Below are 20,238 nucleotides of genomic sequence, written 5' to 3'. Positions count from 1 at the left end.
TCAGGCCGCGACTAGCCCGAACCGCTGGCGGCGGTTCGTGACAGTCGCGGCCAGCAGCCCCAGCAGCAACGCGAGTACGGAATCCGGCAGCAGGCTCCGGAGGTACGCACTCAGGCTGGCTCCGACCGCCGGGGGTGCCGGAAGCAGCCACGGGTCACCGTTGCCACCAGCCGGGGGAACGGTGAACGAGCTGATCGAGCCATGCGTGGGCACCACGAACGGGCACAAGCCGTTGGCGGAGTCGGCGTTCGGGACGAGGACGGCGCCCTCCGACCGGCGTGAGGTGATGCTCAGTCCGGTGATCTTTATCCCGGGTCCGATCACCGGTCCCCGCACGGTGGGCGAGCTGATCTTTGCGAGCGCGTCCGCGGGCAGCGTGAACGTCACCTCGTTGGTCTTCGTGTTGTAAGCGAACTTCACGTCCTTGGATACCTGCGTGCGGATCGGCTGCTCGATGTCGGCGCTGTCGCCGGTGAGGTCATGGTTGCCGAACATGTCGTAGGCCTTGCCGTTTATCCCGAATGCGTAGTCGTAGGCAGCGCCGGTCGCCCCGGCTGGGGGGTACTGACTGAGGTTCTGCATTACGGCGTGGAAGGTGACGGTCTTCGCCGCGGCGTTCCAGGTTACGTAGCCCCGCTTGATCGCCAGCGCCGGCTGGCTCGGTGCTGGTGTCGACACGAGGACCTGGTCGGCGTTGTCGTCGCCCTTGAAGGAGGCGTCCGGTGCACATACCGATGTCGGGTATTCGACCTTGAACGGGGTGAGGGGCTTACCCGTAGTCAGCGAATATCCGCTGATCTGCTGGGTGAACGCGGAGAACAGCTGACCGGGCGCGGCAGCGTTGTCGGCGATCGCGACGTTGGCCCGACCCTCGTTGTCGACGGCCACTTCGAAGAAGTCGAGAAGCGAGCGGTCACCCGTGGAGTACGGCGCACCCGAAACCGGGACGAGCGCGCAGAACGTACCGTTCTGGCAGATGTCGCCGATATGCACGACCGGTGTGATGGCCTGGCTGTACGCGAGGACGGTCGGGCTGGGCACGCCGGCCTTCGTGGTCGTGTCGGCGTTCTTGAGTTGTGCGAACGCGACGGTCCATTGGGTCTTGGAATCGCCGGGGTCGCGGTAGGCGAGGTTGGAGGTGGGGGACCCACCCTGACCGTGGTACCAGACCACGTCGAGCATGCCCTTGGCACCGGCCGCGATCCAGGGGAAGACGTCGGCCTTGCCCGGGTCCGGGCGGTCCGCGCCGTTGGGGAGGCTTCCGCGGTTGTCGGCATTGACCTGGTAGGGCTGGGACCAGTGCGCCCCGTGGTCGGTGGACTCGGCGTACTGGACCTTGAAGGTGTCGGCCCACGCGGCGTAGAGATGGCCGGCGGAGTCAGCCGAGATGACCGGGAAGAGCATGTTGAGCTCGCGGTGAGCTGCGAACGGGGCGGCGAAGACCAGGTTGTCGGTCCAGGTGAGTCCGCCGTCGACGGAACGGGCAACGTAGATCGTGTCGATGCCGTTGTAGGTCGACCCTGGCGCGTTCGCGGCCAGCCCATTCTCGGTATTCGTCGCGATCCCGAAGATGGCGTACATCGCGTGAACCTGCTCGCCGGTCAGCGGGTTCGTGACTCCGGCGATCGGCTCCGCGTAGTTCGTGACGATGTTGCCGATCTGCTGGTTGGTTCCGCTCTGCGCGAGCAGCTGCGGGGAGATGATCCCGTTCGCCCCGCTCGCGCCGAGCGAGACATAGTGCTGACCGCCATCCGGGCTCTCCGACACCACAATCTGCCCGGTATCGACCTTGTGGTAGATCAGGAAGTTGGTCTTGGACCCATCGAAGGTCATCCACTGCCGGTCGGTGAGCGTGTTCTGGGTTGCGTACGGGTTGGCCAGGCTGAACGTCTTCCCGCAGTTGCTCGAGGTCGCGACGGTGAAGTTGTCCAGCAGGTCGATGTTGTGCAGACCCACATACGCGATCGGGTCGCAGCCGGTGGTCTCGCTCGGCTTGTTGCCGACCGAGATGTCCGAGTCACCGCCGCCCGTCCCGAGGTCCGGCTGCTGAACGGGGCTCTGCTGGTAGGTGATCGAGCCGTCCCGGTTGTGCTTCGTCGTAACGACCCAGAAGTTCGATCCCAGACCCGTCGGCGCCGAGATGTAGGCCGTGACCTTGTGGTCGGTGGGGACCCGGATCGAGGGCTCGGCCCCGCCGCCGGCCAGGATCATCGGTCGGCTGAACGTCGTCTGTACGGGGCGCGAAGTCGCCAGTGCCGGGAGGGCTACGGCGGCGCCGAGGATGAGAGCTGTGGTGGAGAAACCGGCGATGACGGCGCGGCGCGTGGGCATGAAGGTCTCCAAGCATGGGATCGGTGCCTTGGGTACCCGGTTCGACGCGGGAGACGGAGATCCTGCCGCCCGCACGAACATTCGATCCGGGTTTACACGGCGGGCGGCGACCTGCTGTGAATCCGCGGCTCCCGCAGCTCACAAACCCGACACTCGGCCGCGAACCGGGCGTCGATCCGGACCAGGGCCGCTCGGCCCCCGGGCCCTCAACCTCCATGTCGAGGATCCCGAGATCACCGGTCGTGAGCACCCCGGACAGGGAGTTGAGCACGGTCGCGATCTGTGGTGTGAGGGCCCGGGGGTGAACGCTCGGGAAGACGTCGGTCCGCCGCTTCTCCAACTGCGGCTCGAGCACCTCGTCCGAGGCTACGTCGATGACCGAGGTGCGGTAGCGGCCGTATGCAGGACCAACGAATTCAGTCAGGCTACGGGGACGAGTGGCGCGAACAGCGCCAGTGACGGGAAGGTGTAGAGGATGTTGGCTCGCCCATTGAAGTACGCCGCGCAGCTCCCACTGTTCGCTTCCAGACATCCTCCCGGGATGCCAGCGCTGAGGAGGACCACGCGTGGACGCTAGCGCTTCCGTTGCCGTCCGGCTCGCGGCGGTGAGCAAGCGTCAGACCGAGTTCCTCCAGCTGCACCGAGATCTCGGGAAGACGAGCCTTTTCGTGACGCACGGCTCGGACCGGTCCCTCACCCGGCTCGCCGCGACCCCTATCGATCCGGGCCGTCTTCACCATCCCCCGACCGTCACAGCCGACGATTCGATGGAGCTCACGCCATCGCCGAGCGCCTCGGTTGGCGGCGGGTACGCAGTCATCGTCGATGAACGCGGCGACCTCTTGGGCTGGTTGCCCCCGAACGCCGCCCGCCCCCGACCGGTCGAGTCGAGTGTTAAGCGGGACGTGACCCTACGCATAGTCCTGGCAACACTGCTCGCACACGACACCGGCTGGATGGCCGTACTCGACGGCCGCTCCTACCTGGGCGTGCTCACCCCCGAGGCGCTCCACGACACCCTGCGACGATCCGCGGAGGACCAGGCGTGACCCAAACCGACACGCAGAATAGTGCCGAACACGACGTCATTGTCATCGGTGGTGGACCCACCGGGGAGAACGTCGCGGATCGGGTGGTGCGCGGTGGCCTCACCGCTGTCATTGTCGAGGCCGAGTTGGTCGGTGGCGAGTGCTCCTACTGGGCCTGTATGCCCAGCAAGGCTCTGCTGCGGCCCATAGCGGCGCTGGCCGAGGCTGCCCACGTCGAAGGCTCCCGCCAGGCCGTCACCGGAAAGGTTGATGCCGCGGCGGTTCTCGAGCGGCGCAACTCCTTCACGCACAACTGGGCGGACGACAGCCAGGTGCAATGGTTGGCGGGTGCGCACATAGACCTGTGCCGTGGTCATGGCCGTTTGGCCGGTGAGCGAACCGTCGTCGTCGACGGTCCGGACACCACCATGCTCCTCACCGCCAGGCACGCGGTGGTCGTGGCCACCGGCACCAAGGCCGTGATACCGCCCATACCCGGTCTGGCGGAGGTGCGGCCCTGGACGAGCCGAGAAGCGACTAGCGCGCGCACGGTGCCCGGTCGCCTGGCTGTCCTCGGTGGTGGCGTAGTCGGCTGCGAGATGGCGACAGCATGGGCCGGTCTCGGCTCGAAGGTCACGCTCCTGGTCCGGGAGTCGCGCGTGTTGCCTCGAGTCGAGGCCTTCGCGGGGGAGCTCGCCGTATCGGGAATGACGAGTGCGGGTGTCGACGTCCGACTCGGCCGCAGTGCCGTCGAAGTTCACCGGGCCGGTCCGGACGCTCCGGTTGTTCTCAGCCTCGACGACGGGTCGATCCTCGAAGCCGACGAGGTCCTGGTGGCGGTCGGTCGTTCTCCGGCTACCTCCGACATCGGCCTCGAAAGTGTCGGGCTGACGCCCGGTGACTGGCTCGACGTTGACGACACACTCCAGGTCGCATCGATCGACGGCGGTTGGCTTTACGCGGCAGGAGATGTCAACCACCGCGCACTTCTCACGCACATGGGCAAGTACCAGGCCCGGGTCTGCGGTGATGTCATTGCCGCCCGGGCCCGGGGCGAGAACGTCCAGCCCGGTCCATGGACGCCGTTCGCCGCGACCGCCGATCACGCGGCTGTTCCGCAGGTCGTGTTCACCACTCCCGAGGTCGCCGCTGTAGGTCGTACCGAGCAGGAGGCACGCGACGCGGGCATTCGCGTCCGCACCGTCGATTACGACATCGGTAACGTCGCCGGCGCAAGCCTCTACGCCGACGGTTACCAGGGGCACGCGCGGATCGTCGTCGACGAAGACCGTCGGGTCATCGTCGGTATGACGCTAGCCGGCCCGGCCGTCGGAGAGATGATCCACGCTGGCACCATCGCGGTCGTCGGCGAGGTACCCATCGACCGGCTCTGGCACGCGGTTCCGTCCTACCCGACCATCGGCGAGCTGTGGCTGCGCCTGTTGGAGACATACGGTCTTTGACCTTCCTTCCCTTTAACGAGGCACCGCTTCCTCACTTCTCGAGCAACCCGCGGGTGGAGAGCCAGGACAGGGCAGAATGGAGCGCGTGCTCCTCGACCCCCGAGACCTGCGTGAGCTGCTCGACGCGGGGCGGCCACTAGCTCTGCTGGACGTGCGCTGGCGGCTGACCGGGCCGCCGACGAGGCGTGACTACGAGGCCGGGCATCTGCCCGGTGCCGTCTTCGTCGACCTCGACACGGATCTCGCTGATCCGCCAGGCCTACGGGGCCGCCACCCGTTGCCGGGGGTCGACCGGTTCGGGGCGGCGATGCGCCGGGCCGGTGTCGGCGCAGGCCGGCGGGTCGTCTGCTATGACGAGCGGGGCGGGACAAGCGCTGCTCGGTGCTGGTGGCTGCTCACCTACTTCGGTCACCCGGACGTCGTCGTCCTCGACGGCGGTTTCGCCGCTTGGGTCGAGCAGGGTGGTCGGCTCGACACCGTAGAGCCCGACCCGGTGCCGGGGGACTTTCGGCCACGGCCGGGCTCGCTGGATCTCCTCGACGCCGACGGTGCCGCGCGAATGGCCCACGGCGGTCTGCTCCTCGATGCCCGTGCTCCCGAGCGCTATCGTGGAGACACGGAGCCGATCGACCCGGTCGCTGGACACATCCCGGGCGCGCGGTCTGTCCCGGCCGTCGGCAATGTTGGTCCTGACGGAAGATTTCTCGACGCCGGCGCGCTCCGGACTCGCTTCGCTGAGCGCGGGATCAACCCAGGATCCGCGGTAGGGGTGTACTGCGGTTCCGGGATCGTCGCCGCGCACCAGGTTCTTGCGTTGCGATTGGCCGGCATCCGGGCCGCCCTGTATCCGGGGTCGTGGAGCGAGTGGATTGCCGACCCGCAACGCCCGGTCGCGACCGGCCCGGATCCGGGCTGATTGGCTGCCGGCTGGCTAGGCCGGCGCCAGGTGTGCCAACGTTCAGGCATGCGCAAGTACGTGATCATGGGGGTCCAGGGCAGCGGCAAGGGGACCCAGGGCGCCATGCTTGCCCGAGATCTCGACCTCACCCAGATCAGCGTCGGCGACATCTTCCGCTGGAACGTGCAGAACCACACGAAGCTGGGCGCCCAGGTGCGCCGGATCATGGCCGCCGGTGAACTCGTCGATGACGACATGGTCGAATCCGTCGTCCGCGAAGCCCTCGCCAACCACGACTGGAACTACGGGTTCATCGTCGATGGGTTTCCGCGCAACCGCCGGCAGGCCGAGTTCTTCCTGGAAAGTTACGACCTCGACGGCGTGATCCACCTCGACCTTCCCGACGACGAGGTGCGACGCCGGGTGCTCGCCCGGCGACTGTGCTCCCAGTGCGGTCTCGACTACAACCTGATCGCCCACCGGCCCAAGCATGAGGGCAAGTGCGATGTCTGCGGTGGCAAGCTGGTCCGCCGCGAGGACGACACTCCGGAGGCGCTCGCCTCCCGGTTGCGGGACTACCACGGCAAGACCGATCCCGTGCTGGAGCTGTTCCGCCGCAAGGAATACGTGGTCACGGTCGACGCCCGGCCGGACAAGTCGACCGTGCAGGCGGAGATTCGCCGACAACTGGGCCTGCCGGCTACCGGCCGGCCGGACCACTGACGGGCGTCACGGAACTCAGCGGAACACGACGGTGCGCACCCCATTGAGCAGGACCCGACGCTCCAGATGCCAGCGCACCGCCCGGGCGAGCGCCACACACTCGAGGTCGCGCCCGACGGCCACCAGTTCCTCCGGTTCGAGCGCGTGATCGATGCGGGAGACCTCTTGCTCGATGATCGGACCTTCGTCCAGTCCCGCCGTCACGTAGTGCGCGGTTGCGCCGATCAGCTTGACGCCGCGTTCGTGAGCCTGGTGATAGGGCCGGGGCCCGCGGAAACTCGGCAGCAGTCCGTGGTGGATGTTGATCGCCCGGCCGGTGAGATGGCCGGCGAGCTCGGGCGATAGGACCTGCATATAGCGGGCGAGCACGCTGAGGTCGACCGCATATTCGTCGAGGAGACGACGTAGCTCGAGCTCTGCGTCAGGTTTCGTCGACGTGGTGACCGGGATGTGGTGGAAGGGGACGTCGTAGGACGTGCTGAGCGACCTGAAATCCTCATGGTTCGACACCACTGCTACGACGTCTGCCCGAAGTGTTCCGCTCCGGGCCCGGAAAAGCAGGTCGTTGAGGCAGTGCCCTTCCCGGGACACCAGGATCAGCACCCGGTCGCGGTTGGCGGGATCGTGCAGGTCCCACGCCATCTGGAAGTCGGATGCCAGGTTCGCGAACGCTGCTCGCAGGGCGTCCGACGGCTCGTGCGGTGCTTCGGCGGCGACGTGGATACGGAGGAAGAACCGTCCGGTCTGGCGGTCTCCGTACTGCTGCGAGTCGAGAATGTTGCAGGCATGCGCGGCCAGGAATCCGGTTACCGCGTGCACGATCCCCCGCTGATCCGGACAGGACAACGTGAGCAGGTACTCGGGGTCCACGGGGTTCGCGCTCACGGTCAGGCCGATCCGGCGAGGGCGGCCCGTGCCGTGCCGACCATCAGGCGATCGTCGACGGCGAAGCTTCCCCGGTGCAGATCGACGTCCGCACCGCCCGGACGTCGGACCCCGAGCCGGGCCATCGCCCCGGGCACTGTCCGCTGGTACCAGGCGAAATCCTCACCGCCCATGCTGACTTCTTCCGGTACGGCAGCCTCGGTACCCAGTGTGGAGTGAACGCCGGCCCGGATGAATTCGACCACCCTCGGGTCGTTCACGACCGGCGGCACGCCGTGCCGGTAGTCCACCTCGACGATCGCGCCACTGGTGGCCGCAGAGGCCTCCGCAACCTGACCGACCAGGTGTCCCGCGCCCTCCCGAATAGTCGGGTAGAGCATCCGGACCGTGCCGCGCAGACGGCCACTCGCGGGGATGGCGTTGGGAGCATGGCCGGCCGCGATCCTGGCCAGCGTGCCGGCGGTCAACTGCGGGCGGGCGGTGTGCCCACCCGGCCCCGACAGCCGGATCTCCAGCAGGTCGGACGCGGCCGTGATCGGGCCGGTGCGTAGCCCGATGCGACCTGCGTCGAGCCGAGGATCGCAGTGCGGCGCCACCAGGCAGCGTACGACGTCGAGGCCGGCCGCCGCCAGGACGTCGAGAGCGCCGCCTGTGGTGAGCTCCTCAGCGGGCTGGAATACCAGACGGACCGTCCAGGCAGGCCGTCCCGTTCGACCGCGAGGGCAACGCCGGCGCCGACGATAACGGTTCACTGGACAGGTAGCTGACCACGATGGCCACCTGGCCGGCCCGGCCCAGGCAATCGGACAGCGCTTCGATCTTGGCCGATCGGGAGCGGGTCGCAGCCACGACGGCCGAGGTCGCGGCGAGGTCGGCGAGCAGCACGGGCCGAGTGTGGCCGACTCTGGGTTGGTGGGCGCATCATGAGCGGGTGCGACGGCTCGCGGCGTGCTTTGGGACGCTGGCTGCGCTGGTCGGGTGCGCGTCGAACGTCCAAACCGACGTGTACGGCCTGCCGTTGCCGTACCCCACGGCCGGTGTCGCCGTTTCGAACGCCTGCGGACTGCTGACCTTGACCGAGGCCGCGATCGCACTCGGCGACCAGGTCGCCCCGCCGGCGGTTGGCGGCGACAACCAGCCGCCGACCTGCACGTGGTACCTCGTTACCGGCGCGGCTGATCTCAGTGTCCTGGTCAGCACCGACCCGGTCGACGTTGACGCGGCCCGGGCCGAGCTGACCCCGCCGCTCGCCCCCGGCATGCTGGCGGTTGCTGGGCTCGGGAGCCTCGCCGCGCTGGATCCGAGCGGCGAGGAGGTGACCGTGCTCCTGCCCGGCGGGGGGGCCGTTGTGTGCGTCCGGTTGACCGGGTCGGGCGGCCACGACGAGGTCGTCCGGCTGGCCCGGCTCGTCGTCCGCCGGCTCGGCCACCGTCGGCCGGCCGCCCAGATCGGTCAGCTACTCGCCTGAGCCGTCGGCCGGCTATCCACAATTTGCGGCCGCGCCCCCTCGGTGCGCCTCCGATGCGCCATCCTCGACCGCCGTGGACGCTCAACTTGCGGACCTGGCCGACCGGCAGGGGGGCCTGATCGCGCTGACGCAGGCCGTGGCGCTTGGCTGCCCGGCCGGACGGGCAGCGCGCTCCCTCCGCTCCGCTGGCTGGTCCAGGTTGGTCGTGGGTGCCTATCTGGCCCCCGGGGTCGAAGCGACGTTCGCAGCCGAGATCCGGGCCCGGCTGCTCGTGCGGCCGGATCTGATCGCGTGCCGCAGCTCGGCGGCTCACCTGCTCGGGCTGTCCGACTGGCGGCCCCGGCTCGAGTTCATCACCGTGGGCTCCGCGGCCAGGTGCCTCGGCGCGCGGGTTTATCGCGACCGGGTGGCGGAGGAAGACATCGTGGCCAGGTGGGGTGCCCCGGTTACCCGACCCCTGCGCACGGTCGTCGACTTGCTCCGGTACGGCTCGGTCGTCGAGTCCGTCGTGACCCTGGACTCGGCCGCGGCCCGGCGGCAAGTCCCGCTCAATGAGGTCGCGCGGGAGCTCGAGCGCCTCGCCGGCCGGCGCGGCGTTAGCCGGGCCTGGCGATCGTTCGCCCTCGCCGACCCGGCGGCGGAGTCTCCCTTGGAGTCGTTGGCCAGGCTCCGGATGCGCCAGGCCGGCCTCCACCCTCGTTCCCAGGTGCAGCTGACGGTTGGCGGCTTGCGTTATCGGGTGGACTTCGTGGTCGACGGCGTGGGCGTCGAGATCGAGGGCGTGCGCTACCACGGCGGCATCGATGAGCATCAACGGGACGTGCGCCGGTTCAACGCGCTCGTCTCGTCGGATGCTCGGCTGCCCATTCTCCGGTTCACCTGGGACGACGTGGTCCGCCACCCGGACCGGATGATCGCGGTGATCAAGGCGACCATCGCGGATCGTGGGGCCGCCTGACCATTCGGCCCGCTCCCGGGCAAGATCAACACCGAGTGTGCAATTTCCGACAGCGCCCATGCGTGGATCCGGCCGAAATCCGTCGGAAATTGCACACTCGCGCGGAAGGGGCGCGGAAGGGGCGCGGGGGGCGGCCCGGGAGGGGCGGCGAGAGGGGTGGCCCAGAGGGGCGGGGCGCTAGCGGACGGCCAGCCGGGCCACCGGAAGCTCGAGATCGCCGAGGACGATCGGGTCGTCCCGGACGGCAGCGAGCAGCCCGAGGAAGGCTGATCTCGGCACCAGGCGCTGGCCGACCCTCGACAGATGCTCGGTCGGGGACTGGCAGTCGATGAGCACTCCGCCGGCCCCGAGGAACCGGTCGGCCAGATCCAGCAAGGCGGCCTTCGAAGCGTCGCTGGCTCGATGGAACATCGACTCACCACTGAACACCCGCCCGACGCTCACCCCGTAGAGGCCGCCGACCAGGTCGCCGTCGGCCGACCACACTTCGACGCTGTGCGCCGCGCCGGCGCGGTGCAGTTCGGTGTAGGCCCCGGCCATCGCGGGGGTTATCCACGCCCCGGGCCGGTCAGCGCAGCCGGCGAGAACCGCGGGGAAGTCGCGGTCGAGCGTGGTCCGCCACCCGGAGCTCAGCAACCGGGTCCGCAACGAGCGCTGCACGTGCATCTCCCCGGGCAGCAGCACCGCCCGAAGCGCCGGGCTGAACCAGGGCAGCGCCCAACCAGGATGGCCTCGGTTCCGGATCCGGCCGTCCCGCAACCCGCCCAGGTGACGCGCCCGCAGGAGCAGCGTCGCGCCGAGCCCGCCGACCGGCCAAGGGAAGCAGCCACCCCGGTACGCCGCCAGCAGGGTCGGCACCGACAGATCCCCGCCGATCGCGACCACGTCGCCCGCGTCGTCCGGAACCGGGCCCCAGCTGGGTACCGAGCCCGGGCCTGGGCTGGACACCTAGCCGCCGGTGGCGGAGAAGTGCTGGTAGTCCGGTGCCGACCAGCGCCCGCCCCACTGCCAGCCGACTGCGGCGAAGGCCTCGACTAGGGCCCCGCCGTAGTAGGCCATCCCCGGCCGCCGGTCGGCACGGTCGACGTAGGCCGCCCCGGCCGGGGGCTGGATGGGCTGGCCCGGCTCGACGTAGGGGTTCTCCACGGTGTCGACGTCGATCGCCTCGCCGTAGGCGTGAGCCGACCACTGTGGCGGCCCGGGCGCGACGGCGTGACGGCAGTTGAATCCCGACGTGTTGTCCGCAGCCATCGAGGCCGGGTCGCTGCCGTTGTAGGCGTCGATCGGGATCAGCCGGTGGATCGGGAACCGGTCGGCGTACAGCCGGCTGAAGACGTCGATCACGGCCGGGACGACCGCGGCGTTGACGATGATCGCGCCCCGGTGGCTGCGCCCGTCGAATCCGACGTAGCGCAGGTCGATCCGGCGCAGCGCGCTCGGGGCCAGCGGGCAGCCTGGCCGCCAGCTGTGCGGGACGTCGGCGGCGCTCAGCGGTCCGGACACGGTGGACGTGAACGCAGCGAAGGTGGCGGCCGGGCGGGGAGCGGAGGCGGTCCGGGTGGCCGACGGCGTCTGCGACGGGGTCGGCGGCACGGTGCGCAGCGCCGCCGGCGACCGCGGCGGGGCCGGCACGATGCCGGCCCGGGCGCACCCGGCGACCGCGACGGCGGCCACCGCCAGCGCGAGGATCCGGGCCGGGGGCATGCCTCGAGGCTAAACGGTCCCGTGCGGGCACCAGCGGCGAACCGGGCAGTGCGGGCAGCCGCTGCCGGGCCGGGCGGTGAACTCGAGGTCGGTGTGCCACGCGTACGCGGCCTCGCCGACCTGGCGGCGGGCCACGGCGAGGGTGACCGGGTCGGCCACGTCGTACACGTGAACCACCCCGGATTGGGGGGTGAGGATCTCCAGTTCGACGAGCCCCACCGGCTCGCCCCCGATCCCGCGACTGGTCTCGGCGAGCAGCACGATGTCCAGCGCCACCGCCGGGTAGGCGTCGAGCGCATCGCGCTCGTCGATCGGCGGCGCGGCCGCCGTCGTCTTCGTCTCCCGCCAGACCGGCCCGTTGCCGGTGGTGAACGTCAGGTCGGGGCTGGCTGCCACGACGACGTCGGCGTCCGGGTCGTAGACGTAGATCGGCGGTTCGGCGACCACCGACTCGAGCCCGTCGAAGCCGAGTGGGCACTGCCCGATGTGGTTCTCGAGGTACGGCCGAGCCTCGAGGATGGCGAGGTCGAGCCGGTCGTCCGGAAGCTCAGCCGGCGTGCAGGCCGCCGCGCCCGGTCGGCTGTGCTGCGCGGCCAGCCACTGATGCGCTGCGAGCCCCCGGGCCGGGCCGGCCAGCTCGACCGGTTCCGCTGGCAGGTGAGCCACCCGGGACAGGAAGTACCGGGCGGGGCAGCGGGCGTACTGGTCGAGGTCCGAGGCCGAGACCGACCTGGTCATGACCCCGTGCCCGGGCAGCCCGAGCAGGCCGCGCACGCGGGGGAGCGCCGGGCACGCCGCGACCCAACGGCAGCCGGCGCAGTCCCGGCCCGGCCGGAATCGCACATCCGACATGGCGGCGGTGATCCGCGGACGGGCGAGGTTGTCGTAGCTGCGCCGGGCCGCGGCGGAGTCCCCGTCGAAGACCACGCGGCTCGACCCGTCGGCCAGCCCGATCTCGACGATGAGCACCCGGGCCGGCTCCGGATCGGGGCCGGCCCCGCCGGTCCGCCGGCCGTCCACCGCGAGCTTCGCCGCGACCGCCGCCCAGGCCAGGTCGTCCGCCGCGTCCGGACGCCCCCCCGCGGACTCCGCCACGCTGCGCAACCGCAGCCGGCGCACTTCCCGCACCGAACGGTCGGGGCTGTCGTAGCCCAACGCCCACCCCCGCAGTTCCCGCCCCGGAGTGTCGATCACCCGGTCGTCGGCCGGCGCCAGGTCCACGCCGAGTTCGGTCCGCCGCCCGGCCGAGGCCTCGAGGTAGGAGTCGACCGCGTGCCGGACGAACGCGGCCACGCCCGGGTGCAGCCCGGCCAGGTCCACGTCGGGCGGCTCGCCGGTGCGATCCGCGACGGTCACCGCGTCGGCCACCCGGCCGAGGAGGAACGGCCACGGCTCCCGGCGCCACCACCAGTCCGTCAGGTCGGGCCGGATCCCCGGTCGGCTGTCTGCCCAGAGGCGGGCCGGACACCCCCGCGCCTGGTGCCCGACGCCCGTCGCCGTCACCCGCAGATCGTCCGGGTTCCCCCGGAACGCCAACCCGACCGGCGCCGTCACGCCGGGACTGGTTCCGGCCGGGACAGCCCGCCCGCGATCAGGGCCGCGTCCGCGCCGGCGCTCCCCGGCACCGGCGCCCCCCGGGTCACCGCGGGGCAGGCCGGGCGGAACGCGCAGCCGGCGCACAGCGGCGAGGTCCGCGCCGTCCACGACTGTTTTTCCGCTGCAACCAGCGCCTCCCCCCACACCTGCCCGAGTCGATGCGCGTGGTCGGCGAGATGGGGGCGAAGCACGGGGCGGGACACCCGGCTCGAGGTCGCGAGGTACAGCAGCTCCACTTCGTCGGGCGGCCGGTCGTAGCCGGTGAGCAGCGCCGCGTAGGCGTAGACCCCGGACAGGGCGGCTTCCACGTGCGCCGGTGCCGGTGCCGCCCCCGTCTTGTAGTCGGTGATCCGGCAGACGCCGGCGTCGCTGACCCGGTCGATCCGGCCGCGGACCGGCGCCCCGCCGAGTTCCCCGGCCACCGCCAACTCGACGTCGTCCGGGTGCACCGTGACCTGGGCCGGATCCTCGAGGCGGAACAGCCCGTCGATCAGATCCTCGGCGGCCGCCCGCGCCGGTTGGTCCATCCCCGCCGGGAGGAGTTGTGCCGCCGCGGGCCTCGTCCGCGCCGCGGGCGGCAGCCGGAACAGCCCGGCCAGCGTTTCGTGGACCGCGGTGCCCAGCCGGGCCGCCGGGGTCGCCGGCGCCCGCCACCCGGCGACGGCGCCGAAGTAGAAGCGCAGGCCGCAGGTGCCGAACTCCCGCGCGGACGACGGGGTCAGAGCGAGCGGGACCGTGCGGTCGCTCACCGTCACCTGCAACTCCCGGCGCCTCACCCCGGCGACGTTACGGTGTTCCTGGGGCAGTCGGCTGGAGGTGTCCACAGATGCGCGTGCGCGCCGTCGCGGCCGGCCTGGTGGCAGCCGTGGTGGCCACCGGATGCGCGGCGGCGCCCCGGGTCGCCGCGCCCTCAGCGTCGGTTCCCACGGTTTCGCCCCGGCCGGCGGTGCCGGCGAAACTCAAGCCCAAACCCAAGCCGAAGCCGAAACCCAAGCCCAAACCGGAGCCGACCCAGCTGGCCCCTTCCCCGACCGCCCGCGCGACCACCCCGCCCGTGGCCCAGCACGGCCAGCAGCTGCTGGTGGTCAGCGCCGCGTCCTACGGGGTGACCGGCGCGACCTTCACCGCCTACCAGCGGGTGGGCGGTGGGTGGCAGCCGGTGTTCGGGCCGTGGACCGCCCGGATCGGCTACAACGGGTTCGCCCCCGCCGGGGAGAAGCGCGAGGGCGACGGCCGGACCCCGTCCGGCACCTACGGATTCGGGTTCCTCTTCGGGGTGGACGCCAATCCCGGGGTGCGCTTCGCCTACCGGGCGGCGACGAGCAAAGACGTGTGGGACGACGATCCCCGCAGTCCGCTCTATAACGAGTGGGTCGACACCTCACGTGCCGACCCCGGAACCCGCCCGGAGCCGATGGACCAGGTCCCGGCCTACGACTACGGCGCGGTCATCGCCTACAACACCGCGCGCACCCCCGGCCTGGGCAGCGCGATCTTCCTGCACGTCCAGTCCGGCGACTCGACCGCGGGCTGCGTGGCGCTGCCGACCGGCGAGCTGCTCGACGTGCTGCGCTGGCTGGATCCGGCGCGCTCGCCGCTGATCCGGATGGGGGTGGGCGTCGGCTGAGTTCCACTGTCACGAGGCGGTGGGGCGGAGGTGCTCGTGAAGGTCGAGGAAATGGAGGACCGCGTCCGCGTCCTCGTTCTCGTCGACCGTGACGGTGAGTTCGCAGATGCCGCACCGCACGACGCTGGTCCCGGCCTCGGGGCGGTGAGTGACGGTGAGGTCGCCCCAGTTCATCGCTGGAGTATCGGGCGCGTCGGCTGCGCCGGGCATCCTCCGAACGGTCCGGACCGGGCGACAGCCGGTTGATCCACCGATCCGGCCCGGCGTGGCAGCCTCGGGGCACGCCGATCCGGGCCGTACCGTGGGAATCCACCGACCTCTCGAGGATCACTGCGATGCGCGTGTTTCGTACCCTGGCCGTGTCCACCGCGGTCCTTTGTTTTGCGGCGGCCGGCTGCTCGAGCTCCGCCCGGCCGCAGGCCGCGGCCTCGCTCTCGTCGAGTCCGCCGACCTCCGGGACCCCGAAGCCGGTGCGAGCTCCGCGGGTCTACCCGCTCACCGGGCTGCCGGTGACCAATGCGGCGACGGCCTTGCGGCCGGCGCTCTCGGTGAAGATCGACAACGTGGACGGGTCCTTCCCGCAGGCCGGCCTGAACGACGCCGACATCGTCGCCGACTGCCTCGTCGAGGGCGGCCTCACCCGCCTGTTCGCCACCTTCCAGTCCCGGGATGCCGCGTCGATCGGCCCGATCCGTTCCGCCCGCCCGGTCGACGCCGACCTGCTCCGGCTCTACGGGCCGAGCCTGTTCTCCTACTCCGGGGCGGCGACCGGGGAGATCGCGCCGACCATCGCGCACGGCGAGGCCACCCGGCTGGACTGGGGCGTCTACCCGAACTACTACACGCTGAACGGCAACTACATCTCGCCGCACGACGTCTTCTCCTCGACGAGGCTGCTCTACGCGGCCGGGCGGGCCGTCAACCCGCAGCTCGGGCCGCCCCGGGCGGTGTTCACCTACTCGGCGAGGACGCCCTCGTGGCCGTCCGTGCGGACCGCCCTGATGAACATCTCCGGCGTGTCCAACGTCCGATGGAACTGGGACGGTCACCAATACCTGCGGGTGCAGAACGGGTCCGTCGACCGGGTGGTCGGCGGAGCGCAGGTCTCCTCGACGAACATCGTGATCATGTCGATCCAGGTCCGGGGGACGAACATCGTCGACGCGGCCGGCAACGTCGACCCGTTCGACGTCGTGCTCGGCTCGGGGCGGGTCTGGGTTCTGCGCAATGGCCGGGGGATCTCCGGCACCTGGTCCCGACCCACGGACGCGTCGGTGATGACTTTGACGACCGCCACCGGCCAGGTCATCGCGCTACAGCCGGGGCGGACCTGGATCGAACTGCTGCCCACCCCGAACCAACCGCTGTTCGGCTGAGGGTGACTGCCGGCTAACCGTCCGGCCAGACACGGCGGAAGTTCGCGCATCCGTGTCCGACGCTGCGCTACCTTCTCGTCACCGTCTCGTGACCTGCCGGCCGCCGGGGCCCGGCGGCGCGGCGGTACCGCCGAGTCCCGGGCGCCGTCCCGGGAGCCGGGGAACCAGTTCCCCTGGGGTGAATCGGGCATGTCCCGTAGGGCGGCTTCCGCGCCCGAACCCGACAGCTAACCCGGCAGGCGGTGACCGGGAGGAGAGCTCCGCCCGTGGCTAGCCGCATGCGTCGCGCCCTGGTCCGGCTGACCGCGATCACCACGGCCGTAGCGGGCGGACTGCTCGCGGTCGTCGTGGTCGTTCCCGCGCCCGCGTCGGCCGACATCCGCCAGCGGATCGCGAGCGCGCAACGAGAGCTGTCCGCGCTTCAGGCGCAGGCGGACGGGATGTCGGCCCGCTACGACGCTGCCGTGATCGCCCTGGATTCGGCGCAGCGGGCGGTGGCTGTCGCGGCCGAGGGCGTCGCCCAGGCGCAGTCCCGGGTCGTCGCGATGCAACGGTCGGTGGGCGCGTTCGCCGCCGTCGCCTACCGCGGGGACAACCAGAGTTTCCTGGGCGCGATCACCTCGGCCAGCCCGCAGACGTTCGTCGCCGAGGTGACCGCGATCGACGCGATCTCGCGGAGCCAGCAGGTCGCGCTCGAGCAGTTCGCCGCCGCGCGGCAGGCCGAGCGGGTGGCTGAGGCCGGTGCCGCGTCCGCGCTCGCCGTCCAGCAGAGCGTGACCACCTCGCTGGCCGCGGACCGGCGCGCGATCGAGGCCGCCGCGACCCGCCAGGAGAAGATCCTCGGCCAGCTTGTGGCTGAGCAGGCGCGCCTCGTCGCCGAGGCCCGCGCCGCCGCCGCGCGCGCCGCCGCCGCCGCCCGGGCCGCCGCCGAGCGGGCCGCCCGGGCCGCTGCCGCTTGGGCCGCCCAGCTCGCCGCCGAGGCCGCGGCGACGCAGCAGGCCGCCGCGGCCTTCGCCCGGCAGACCCAGCAGCCGGCCCTGCCGACCGGTGGATCCGGCGGCGCATCGACCGCGGTCCGCTGGGCCTTCGCGGAGCTCGGCAAGCCGTACGTGTGGGGCGCGGCCGGCCCGGACTCGTTCGACTGCTCCGGGCTCGCCCAGTTCGTCTGGGCGAAGGCCGGCGTCTACCTCGACCACTACACCGTCTCGCAGTACGACTCCGGGACCCGCGTCGCCCAGTCGGATCTTCAGCCCGGGGACCTGGTGTTCATGCCCGGTTCGGACGGCACGGTGAGCGCTCCCGGCCACGAGGGCATCTATGTGGGCGCCGGGATGATGATCGACGCTCCGTACACCGGCGTCGACGTCCGCGAGGAACCCGTCCCGTGGGACCAGTTCGTCGGGGCGATCCGCCCGGCCTAGTCCGCGCAGGCCTCGAGGTAGCGGTCCAGCAGAGCTCGGGCCATTCCCGGCTGGGCGCCGAGCGGGGCGGCGACCCAGGTCGCGCCGGCCCCGGCCGCGGCGTCCCGGATCAGGTCGGCGAAGCGGCCCGGCCCGATGAGGTAGCTGGCCACGGCGATCGGCCTTCCGCTGGCCGCCGCCCGGCGGACCGCCGCCGCCAGGTCCGGGTTCCCAGTGGCGGCGAAACCGACGGTCACCGGCCGGCCGCGGCGGGCGGCCAGCTCGTCCGCGGCCCGCTTCACGTCGGCCGCGGCGGCCGGGTCAGTCGATCCGGTCGCCGCGAGGACCACCGGGGCCCCGGGGCTGGCGCCAGCCTCGGCGAGCCGGTTCTCGACCGCCCCGATGACCGCCGGGTGCGCACCGATGGCGGCCGCCAACGTGGTTCCCGGCGTTCGGCTGGCCGCCGCGATGGCCGGGATGTCGACGAGCGCGTGGTAGCCGGCGGCCAGCAGCAGCGGGACGACGACCGGGGCGGCACCGGCCTCCGCGAGGATCCGGCCGAGCCGGGGCTCGGCGTGGTCGAGCCAGCCGAGCCGGACCGGCACGTCGGCCAGGTCGCCGAGCAGGCGGACCAGGTCGACGACGGTGGCCTGCCCGGCCGGGTCGGCGCTGCCGTGCGCGGCGACGACCAGCGGCCGGTTCAGCGCCAGGCGATCTCGTCTCGGAGCCGGACCACATCGCCGATGACGACGACCGCCGGGGAGGTGACCGCCTCGGCCGCCGCGAGCTCGGCGATGGTGCCGAGCTCCCCGGTGACGACCCGCTCCGCGGGGGTCGTCCCGGAGCAGATGACCGCCGCCGGGGTGTAGGCCGAGCGGCCGCGCTTGACCAACTCCCGGGTGACCTCCTCGAGCACCGCCACCGCCATCAGCAGGACGAGCGTGCCGGGTCCCGCCGCCAGGGCCGCCCAGTCGACGCTCGCGCCGGGCTTCGAGGGGTCGAGGTGCGCGGAGACCACGGCGAAGTCCTGGGTGATTCCCCGGTGGGTGACCGGGATGCCGGCGTAGGCGGGGACGGCCACCGCACTGGTGACCCCGGGCACCACCTCGAAGCGGACCCCGGCCCGGGCGCAGGCGAGCGCCTCCTCCCCGCCGCGGCCGAAGACGAACGGGTCGCCCCCCTTGAGCCGGACCACCCGCAGGCCGCGGCGGGCCCGGTCGACGAGGAGCGCGTTGAGATCGTCCTGGCTGAGGTTGTGCCGGTGTGGGGCCTTCCCCGCGTCGACCACCTCGACGCGCGCCGGCAGCCCGCTGACCAGCTCCGCGGGGGCCAGCCGGTCCACGACGACGACGTCGGCCGCGTCGAGCAGCTCGCGGCCGCGCACCGTGATCAGCCCGGGGTCGCCCGGTCCGGCCCCGACGAGCGCCACGAACCCATCACCCGGTATCGGCGTCCGGGGGGCCGGCAGGCACCACACCCGGGCCGTCGCCGCCTCCGCCTCGACGGCGGCGTCGACGGTGGGCTCGCCGGTCACCGCCGCGGCGAGCCACGCGCCGCACAGGTCCCCCGGTGCGTACCGGCGAAGGTGCAGGGCGACGGTCTCGCGGCTGATCTCGTCGATGACCTCGGGTGCGATCACGTGCACGTGCGCCCCGGCCAGGACCAGGTCCCGCACGACCGGGGCGGCCCTTCGGCCGCCGCCGACGACGACGACCCGGCGTCCGGTGAGATCGACCCGCAGGTCGAACCGGGTCACGCGTGCAGCCCGCACTCGACCTTGGGCCGGCCCGCCCACCGGCCGGCCCGCGCGTCCTCGCCGACGGCAACCGCCTGGGTGCAGGGGGCGCAGCCGATCGAGGGATAGCCGGCGTCGACCAGCGGGTTGACCAGCACGCCTCGTTCGGCGATGTAGCGGTCCACGTCCTCCTGGGACCAGGCGGCCAGCGGGTTTACCTTGACCATGTCGCGCTGGGCATCCCAGTCGACGACCTTCACCGCGCGACGGGCCTCCGACTCGTCGCGGCGGATCCCGGAGGCCCAGGCGACATATTGCGACAGCGTCTCGTCGAGCGGGACGACCTTACGCAGCCGGCAGCACAGGTCCGGGTCGCGGTCGTGCAGTCGCGGTCCGTAGAGCACGTCCTGCTCGTCCCGGGTGAGCCGAGGCGTGATCGTGAGCAGGCGGCTCGGATAGCGGGCGGCCACCGCAGCCCGCATCCCCATCGTCTCGGCGAAGTGGTACCCGGTGTCGAGGAACAGGACCGGGATGGCCGCGCGCAGGGTTGAGACCATGTCGATGAGCACGGCGTCGCCGAGCGACGTCGTCAGCGCGAATCGCGGGTGGAACGCATCGAGTGCCCAGGCGAGGATTTCCTGCGGTTCGGCGCCCTCGAGATCGATCGCCGCGCGGTGGGCGACATCGGCGTAGCCGGGTGGTGCAGACATCTTGGTGGCCTTCCGGCGTCACCCCGGAAGGGACGCAGCGGTTGACGGCAGCGGACCGGGGTCGACCGTCAGCCGCGACAGACCGCGCTCGCCACTCGCCGCAGGTCGACGTGCAGCCGGGCCACGAGGAGGACCGAGCGTGCGGGCGAAGGCATGCGGCCAGGGTAGCCGACGAGGACGGCAAACACCAGCAAGCGCGTTGACTCAGCTAAAAGGTCCGCGTAGCCGGGTTCGTTGCCTCACGTAAGAAGGTCCGGCTAGCGGCGTGTCGGTGCTGGCCGCTGGGGGTTTGCCGGTCGGCTTGCGGGATGGAGCTGACGTTGGCGAACCGGAAGG

22 protein-coding genes and 1 riboswitch are annotated in these 20,238 nt (G+C 71.6%); of the genes, 9 read left to right on the top strand and 13 right to left on the bottom strand.

Annotated elements, in window-relative coordinates; translation table 11 throughout:
* Positions 1–2,331, bottom strand: coding sequence for a hypothetical protein (locus VNG13_01500; GenBank protein HVA59194.1), 2,331 nt, complete (start codon positions 2,329–2,331; stop codon positions 1–3).
* Between the two features lie 420 nt (positions 2,332–2,751).
* Positions 2,752–2,895 (bottom strand): hypothetical protein, encoded by a 144-nt coding sequence (locus tag VNG13_01495; GenBank protein ID HVA59193.1) that lies wholly within the window; start codon positions 2,893–2,895, stop codon positions 2,752–2,754.
* A 2-nt stretch (positions 2,896–2,897) separates the two neighbouring features.
* Here VNG13_01495 and VNG13_01490 point away from each other — a divergent pair, with 2 nt between their 5' ends.
* The 4 genes from VNG13_01490 to VNG13_01475 all read left to right on the top strand — a co-directional run bounded on the left by VNG13_01490 (position 2,898) and on the right by VNG13_01475 (position 6,443).
* Positions 2,898–3,380, top strand: a complete 483-nt coding sequence (locus tag VNG13_01490) for a hypothetical protein (protein ID HVA59192.1) — start codon at positions 2,898–2,900, stop codon at positions 3,378–3,380.
* Positions 3,377–4,822 (top strand): NAD(P)/FAD-dependent oxidoreductase, encoded by a 1,446-nt coding sequence (locus VNG13_01485; GenBank protein ID HVA59191.1) that lies wholly within the window; start codon positions 3,377–3,379, stop codon positions 4,820–4,822. Before VNG13_01490 ends, VNG13_01485 begins: the two co-directional genes overlap by 4 nt.
* 76 nt (positions 4,823–4,898) lie before the next feature.
* The gene (locus VNG13_01480; protein ID HVA59190.1) at positions 4,899–5,738 is read left to right on the top strand and encodes a sulfurtransferase; all 840 of its coding nucleotides are present in this window, start codon (positions 4,899–4,901) and stop codon (positions 5,736–5,738) included.
* A gap of 48 nt (positions 5,739–5,786) precedes the next feature.
* Positions 5,787–6,443 (top strand): nucleoside monophosphate kinase, encoded by a 657-nt coding sequence (locus VNG13_01475; GenBank protein ID HVA59189.1) that lies wholly within the window; start codon positions 5,787–5,789, stop codon positions 6,441–6,443.
* A 15-nt stretch (positions 6,444–6,458) separates the two neighbouring features.
* Here the strand turns inward: VNG13_01475 and purU are convergent, their stop codons facing one another.
* Genes purU through VNG13_01460 form a run of 3 tightly spaced genes read right to left on the bottom strand, consistent with a single transcriptional unit; the run spans position 6,459 to position 8,213 of the window.
* The gene (gene purU / locus VNG13_01470; GenBank protein HVA59188.1) at positions 6,459–7,313 is read right to left on the bottom strand and encodes a formyltetrahydrofolate deformylase; all 855 of its coding nucleotides are present in this window, start codon (positions 7,311–7,313) and stop codon (positions 6,459–6,461) included.
* A gap of 17 nt (positions 7,314–7,330) precedes the next feature.
* Positions 7,331–8,080: a M20/M25/M40 family metallo-hydrolase gene (locus VNG13_01465; GenBank protein ID HVA59187.1), complete on the bottom strand. Its 750-nt coding sequence runs from the start codon at positions 8,078–8,080 to the stop codon at positions 7,331–7,333.
* Positions 7,992–8,213 (bottom strand): hypothetical protein, encoded by a 222-nt coding sequence (locus VNG13_01460; protein HVA59186.1) that lies wholly within the window; start codon positions 8,211–8,213, stop codon positions 7,992–7,994. Before VNG13_01460 ends, VNG13_01465 begins: the two co-directional genes overlap by 89 nt.
* A gap of 46 nt (positions 8,214–8,259) precedes the next feature.
* Between VNG13_01460 and VNG13_01455 the strand changes: the two genes are divergently transcribed.
* Positions 8,260–8,796 carry a hypothetical protein gene (locus tag VNG13_01455; GenBank protein ID HVA59185.1) on the top strand — a complete coding sequence of 179 codons (537 nt, stop codon included), beginning with the start codon at positions 8,260–8,262 and terminating at the stop codon, positions 8,794–8,796.
* 73 nt (positions 8,797–8,869) lie between these two features.
* A complete protein-coding gene (locus VNG13_01450) occupies positions 8,870–9,754 on the top strand; it encodes a hypothetical protein (GenBank protein ID HVA59184.1) in 885 nt (294 codons plus the stop codon).
* A 177-nt stretch (positions 9,755–9,931) separates the two neighbouring features.
* On the opposite strand, the gene aat is transcribed toward VNG13_01450, so the two are convergent.
* The 4 genes from aat to VNG13_01430 are packed head-to-tail and all read right to left on the bottom strand — an operon-like array spanning position 9,932 to position 13,830.
* The gene (gene aat / locus VNG13_01445; GenBank protein ID HVA59183.1) at positions 9,932–10,702 is read right to left on the bottom strand and encodes a leucyl/phenylalanyl-tRNA--protein transferase; all 771 of its coding nucleotides are present in this window, start codon (positions 10,700–10,702) and stop codon (positions 9,932–9,934) included.
* Entirely contained in the window at positions 10,703–11,458 is a 756-nt protein-coding gene (locus VNG13_01440) for a M15 family metallopeptidase (GenBank protein ID HVA59182.1), read from the bottom strand.
* Positions 11,459–11,467: 9 nt separating this feature from the next.
* Positions 11,468–13,012, bottom strand: coding sequence for a PD-(D/E)XK nuclease family protein (locus tag VNG13_01435; GenBank protein ID HVA59181.1), 1,545 nt, complete (start codon positions 13,010–13,012; stop codon positions 11,468–11,470).
* Positions 13,009–13,830, bottom strand: a complete 822-nt coding sequence (locus VNG13_01430; GenBank protein HVA59180.1) for a PD-(D/E)XK nuclease family protein — start codon at positions 13,828–13,830, stop codon at positions 13,009–13,011. Before VNG13_01430 ends, VNG13_01435 begins: the two co-directional genes overlap by 4 nt.
* Before the next feature lie 50 nt (positions 13,831–13,880).
* On the opposite strand from VNG13_01430, the gene VNG13_01425 reads away from it, so the two are divergent.
* Complete coding sequence (locus VNG13_01425; protein ID HVA59179.1) at positions 13,881–14,681, top strand: L,D-transpeptidase family protein; 801 nt, start codon at positions 13,881–13,883, stop codon at positions 14,679–14,681.
* Between the two features lie 9 nt (positions 14,682–14,690).
* Here VNG13_01425 and VNG13_01420 read toward each other — a convergent pair whose 3' ends face one another.
* Positions 14,691–14,855 (bottom strand): hypothetical protein, encoded by a 165-nt coding sequence (locus tag VNG13_01420; protein HVA59178.1) that lies wholly within the window; start codon positions 14,853–14,855, stop codon positions 14,691–14,693.
* Positions 14,856–15,016: 161 nt separating this feature from the next.
* On the opposite strand from VNG13_01420, the gene VNG13_01415 reads away from it, so the two are divergent.
* Entirely contained in the window at positions 15,017–16,057 is a 1,041-nt protein-coding gene (locus VNG13_01415) for a DUF3048 domain-containing protein (GenBank protein ID HVA59177.1), read from the top strand.
* 118 nt (positions 16,058–16,175) lie between these two features.
* Positions 16,176–16,315, top strand: a riboswitch (cyclic di-AMP (ydaO/yuaA leader).
* Between the two features lie 8 nt (positions 16,316–16,323).
* The gene (locus VNG13_01410) at positions 16,324–17,478 is read left to right on the top strand and encodes a C40 family peptidase (protein HVA59176.1); all 1,155 of its coding nucleotides are present in this window, start codon (positions 16,324–16,326) and stop codon (positions 17,476–17,478) included.
* Here the strand turns inward: VNG13_01410 and VNG13_01405 are convergent.
* Genes VNG13_01405 through VNG13_01395 form a run of 3 tightly spaced genes read right to left on the bottom strand, consistent with a single transcriptional unit; the run spans position 17,475 to position 19,902 of the window.
* Entirely contained in the window at positions 17,475–18,149 is a 675-nt protein-coding gene (locus VNG13_01405) for a CbiX/SirB N-terminal domain-containing protein (protein ID HVA59175.1), read from the bottom strand. The genes VNG13_01410 and VNG13_01405 overlap by 4 nt on opposite strands.
* Before the next feature lie 8 nt (positions 18,150–18,157).
* A complete protein-coding gene (gene cobA / locus VNG13_01400; protein HVA59174.1) occupies positions 18,158–19,213 on the bottom strand; it encodes a uroporphyrinogen-III C-methyltransferase in 1,056 nt (351 codons plus the stop codon).
* Complete coding sequence (locus VNG13_01395) at positions 19,210–19,902, bottom strand: phosphoadenylyl-sulfate reductase (protein HVA59173.1); 693 nt, start codon at positions 19,900–19,902, stop codon at positions 19,210–19,212. The genes cobA and VNG13_01395 overlap by 4 nt, the downstream gene beginning before the upstream one ends.
* Positions 19,903–20,238 lie beyond the last annotated feature (336 nt).

It is taken from the genome of Mycobacteriales bacterium, assembly GCA_035533475.1.
Classification (GTDB): Bacteria; Actinomycetota; Actinomycetes; order DATLTS01; family DATLTS01; genus DATLTS01.
This window is presented reverse-complemented; position numbering and strand designations above follow the sequence as displayed.

Excerpts from the sequence above, each read along its gene's own strand:
- VNG13_01475 (HVA59189.1), top strand. The coding sequence starts at position 5,787 with ATGCGCAAGTACGTGATCATGGGGGTCCAGGGCAGCGGCAAGGGGACC.
- VNG13_01440 (HVA59182.1), bottom strand. The coding sequence starts at position 11,458 with ATGCCCCCGGCCCGGATCCTCGCGCTGGCGGTGGCCGCCGTCGCGGTC.
- VNG13_01395 (HVA59173.1), bottom strand. The coding sequence starts at position 19,902 with ATGTCTGCACCACCCGGCTACGCCGATGTCGCCCACCGCGCGGCGATC.
- VNG13_01420 (HVA59178.1), bottom strand. The coding sequence starts at position 14,855 with ATGAACTGGGGCGACCTCACCGTCACTCACCGCCCCGAGGCCGGGACC.
- VNG13_01480 (HVA59190.1), top strand. The coding sequence starts at position 4,899 with ATGGAGCGCGTGCTCCTCGACCCCCGAGACCTGCGTGAGCTGCTCGAC.
- VNG13_01500 (HVA59194.1), bottom strand. The coding sequence starts at position 2,331 with ATGCCCACGCGCCGCGCCGTCATCGCCGGTTTCTCCACCACAGCTCTC.
- VNG13_01425 (HVA59179.1), top strand. The coding sequence starts at position 13,881 with ATGCGCGTGCGCGCCGTCGCGGCCGGCCTGGTGGCAGCCGTGGTGGCC.
- VNG13_01415 (HVA59177.1), top strand. The coding sequence starts at position 15,017 with ATGCGCGTGTTTCGTACCCTGGCCGTGTCCACCGCGGTCCTTTGTTTT.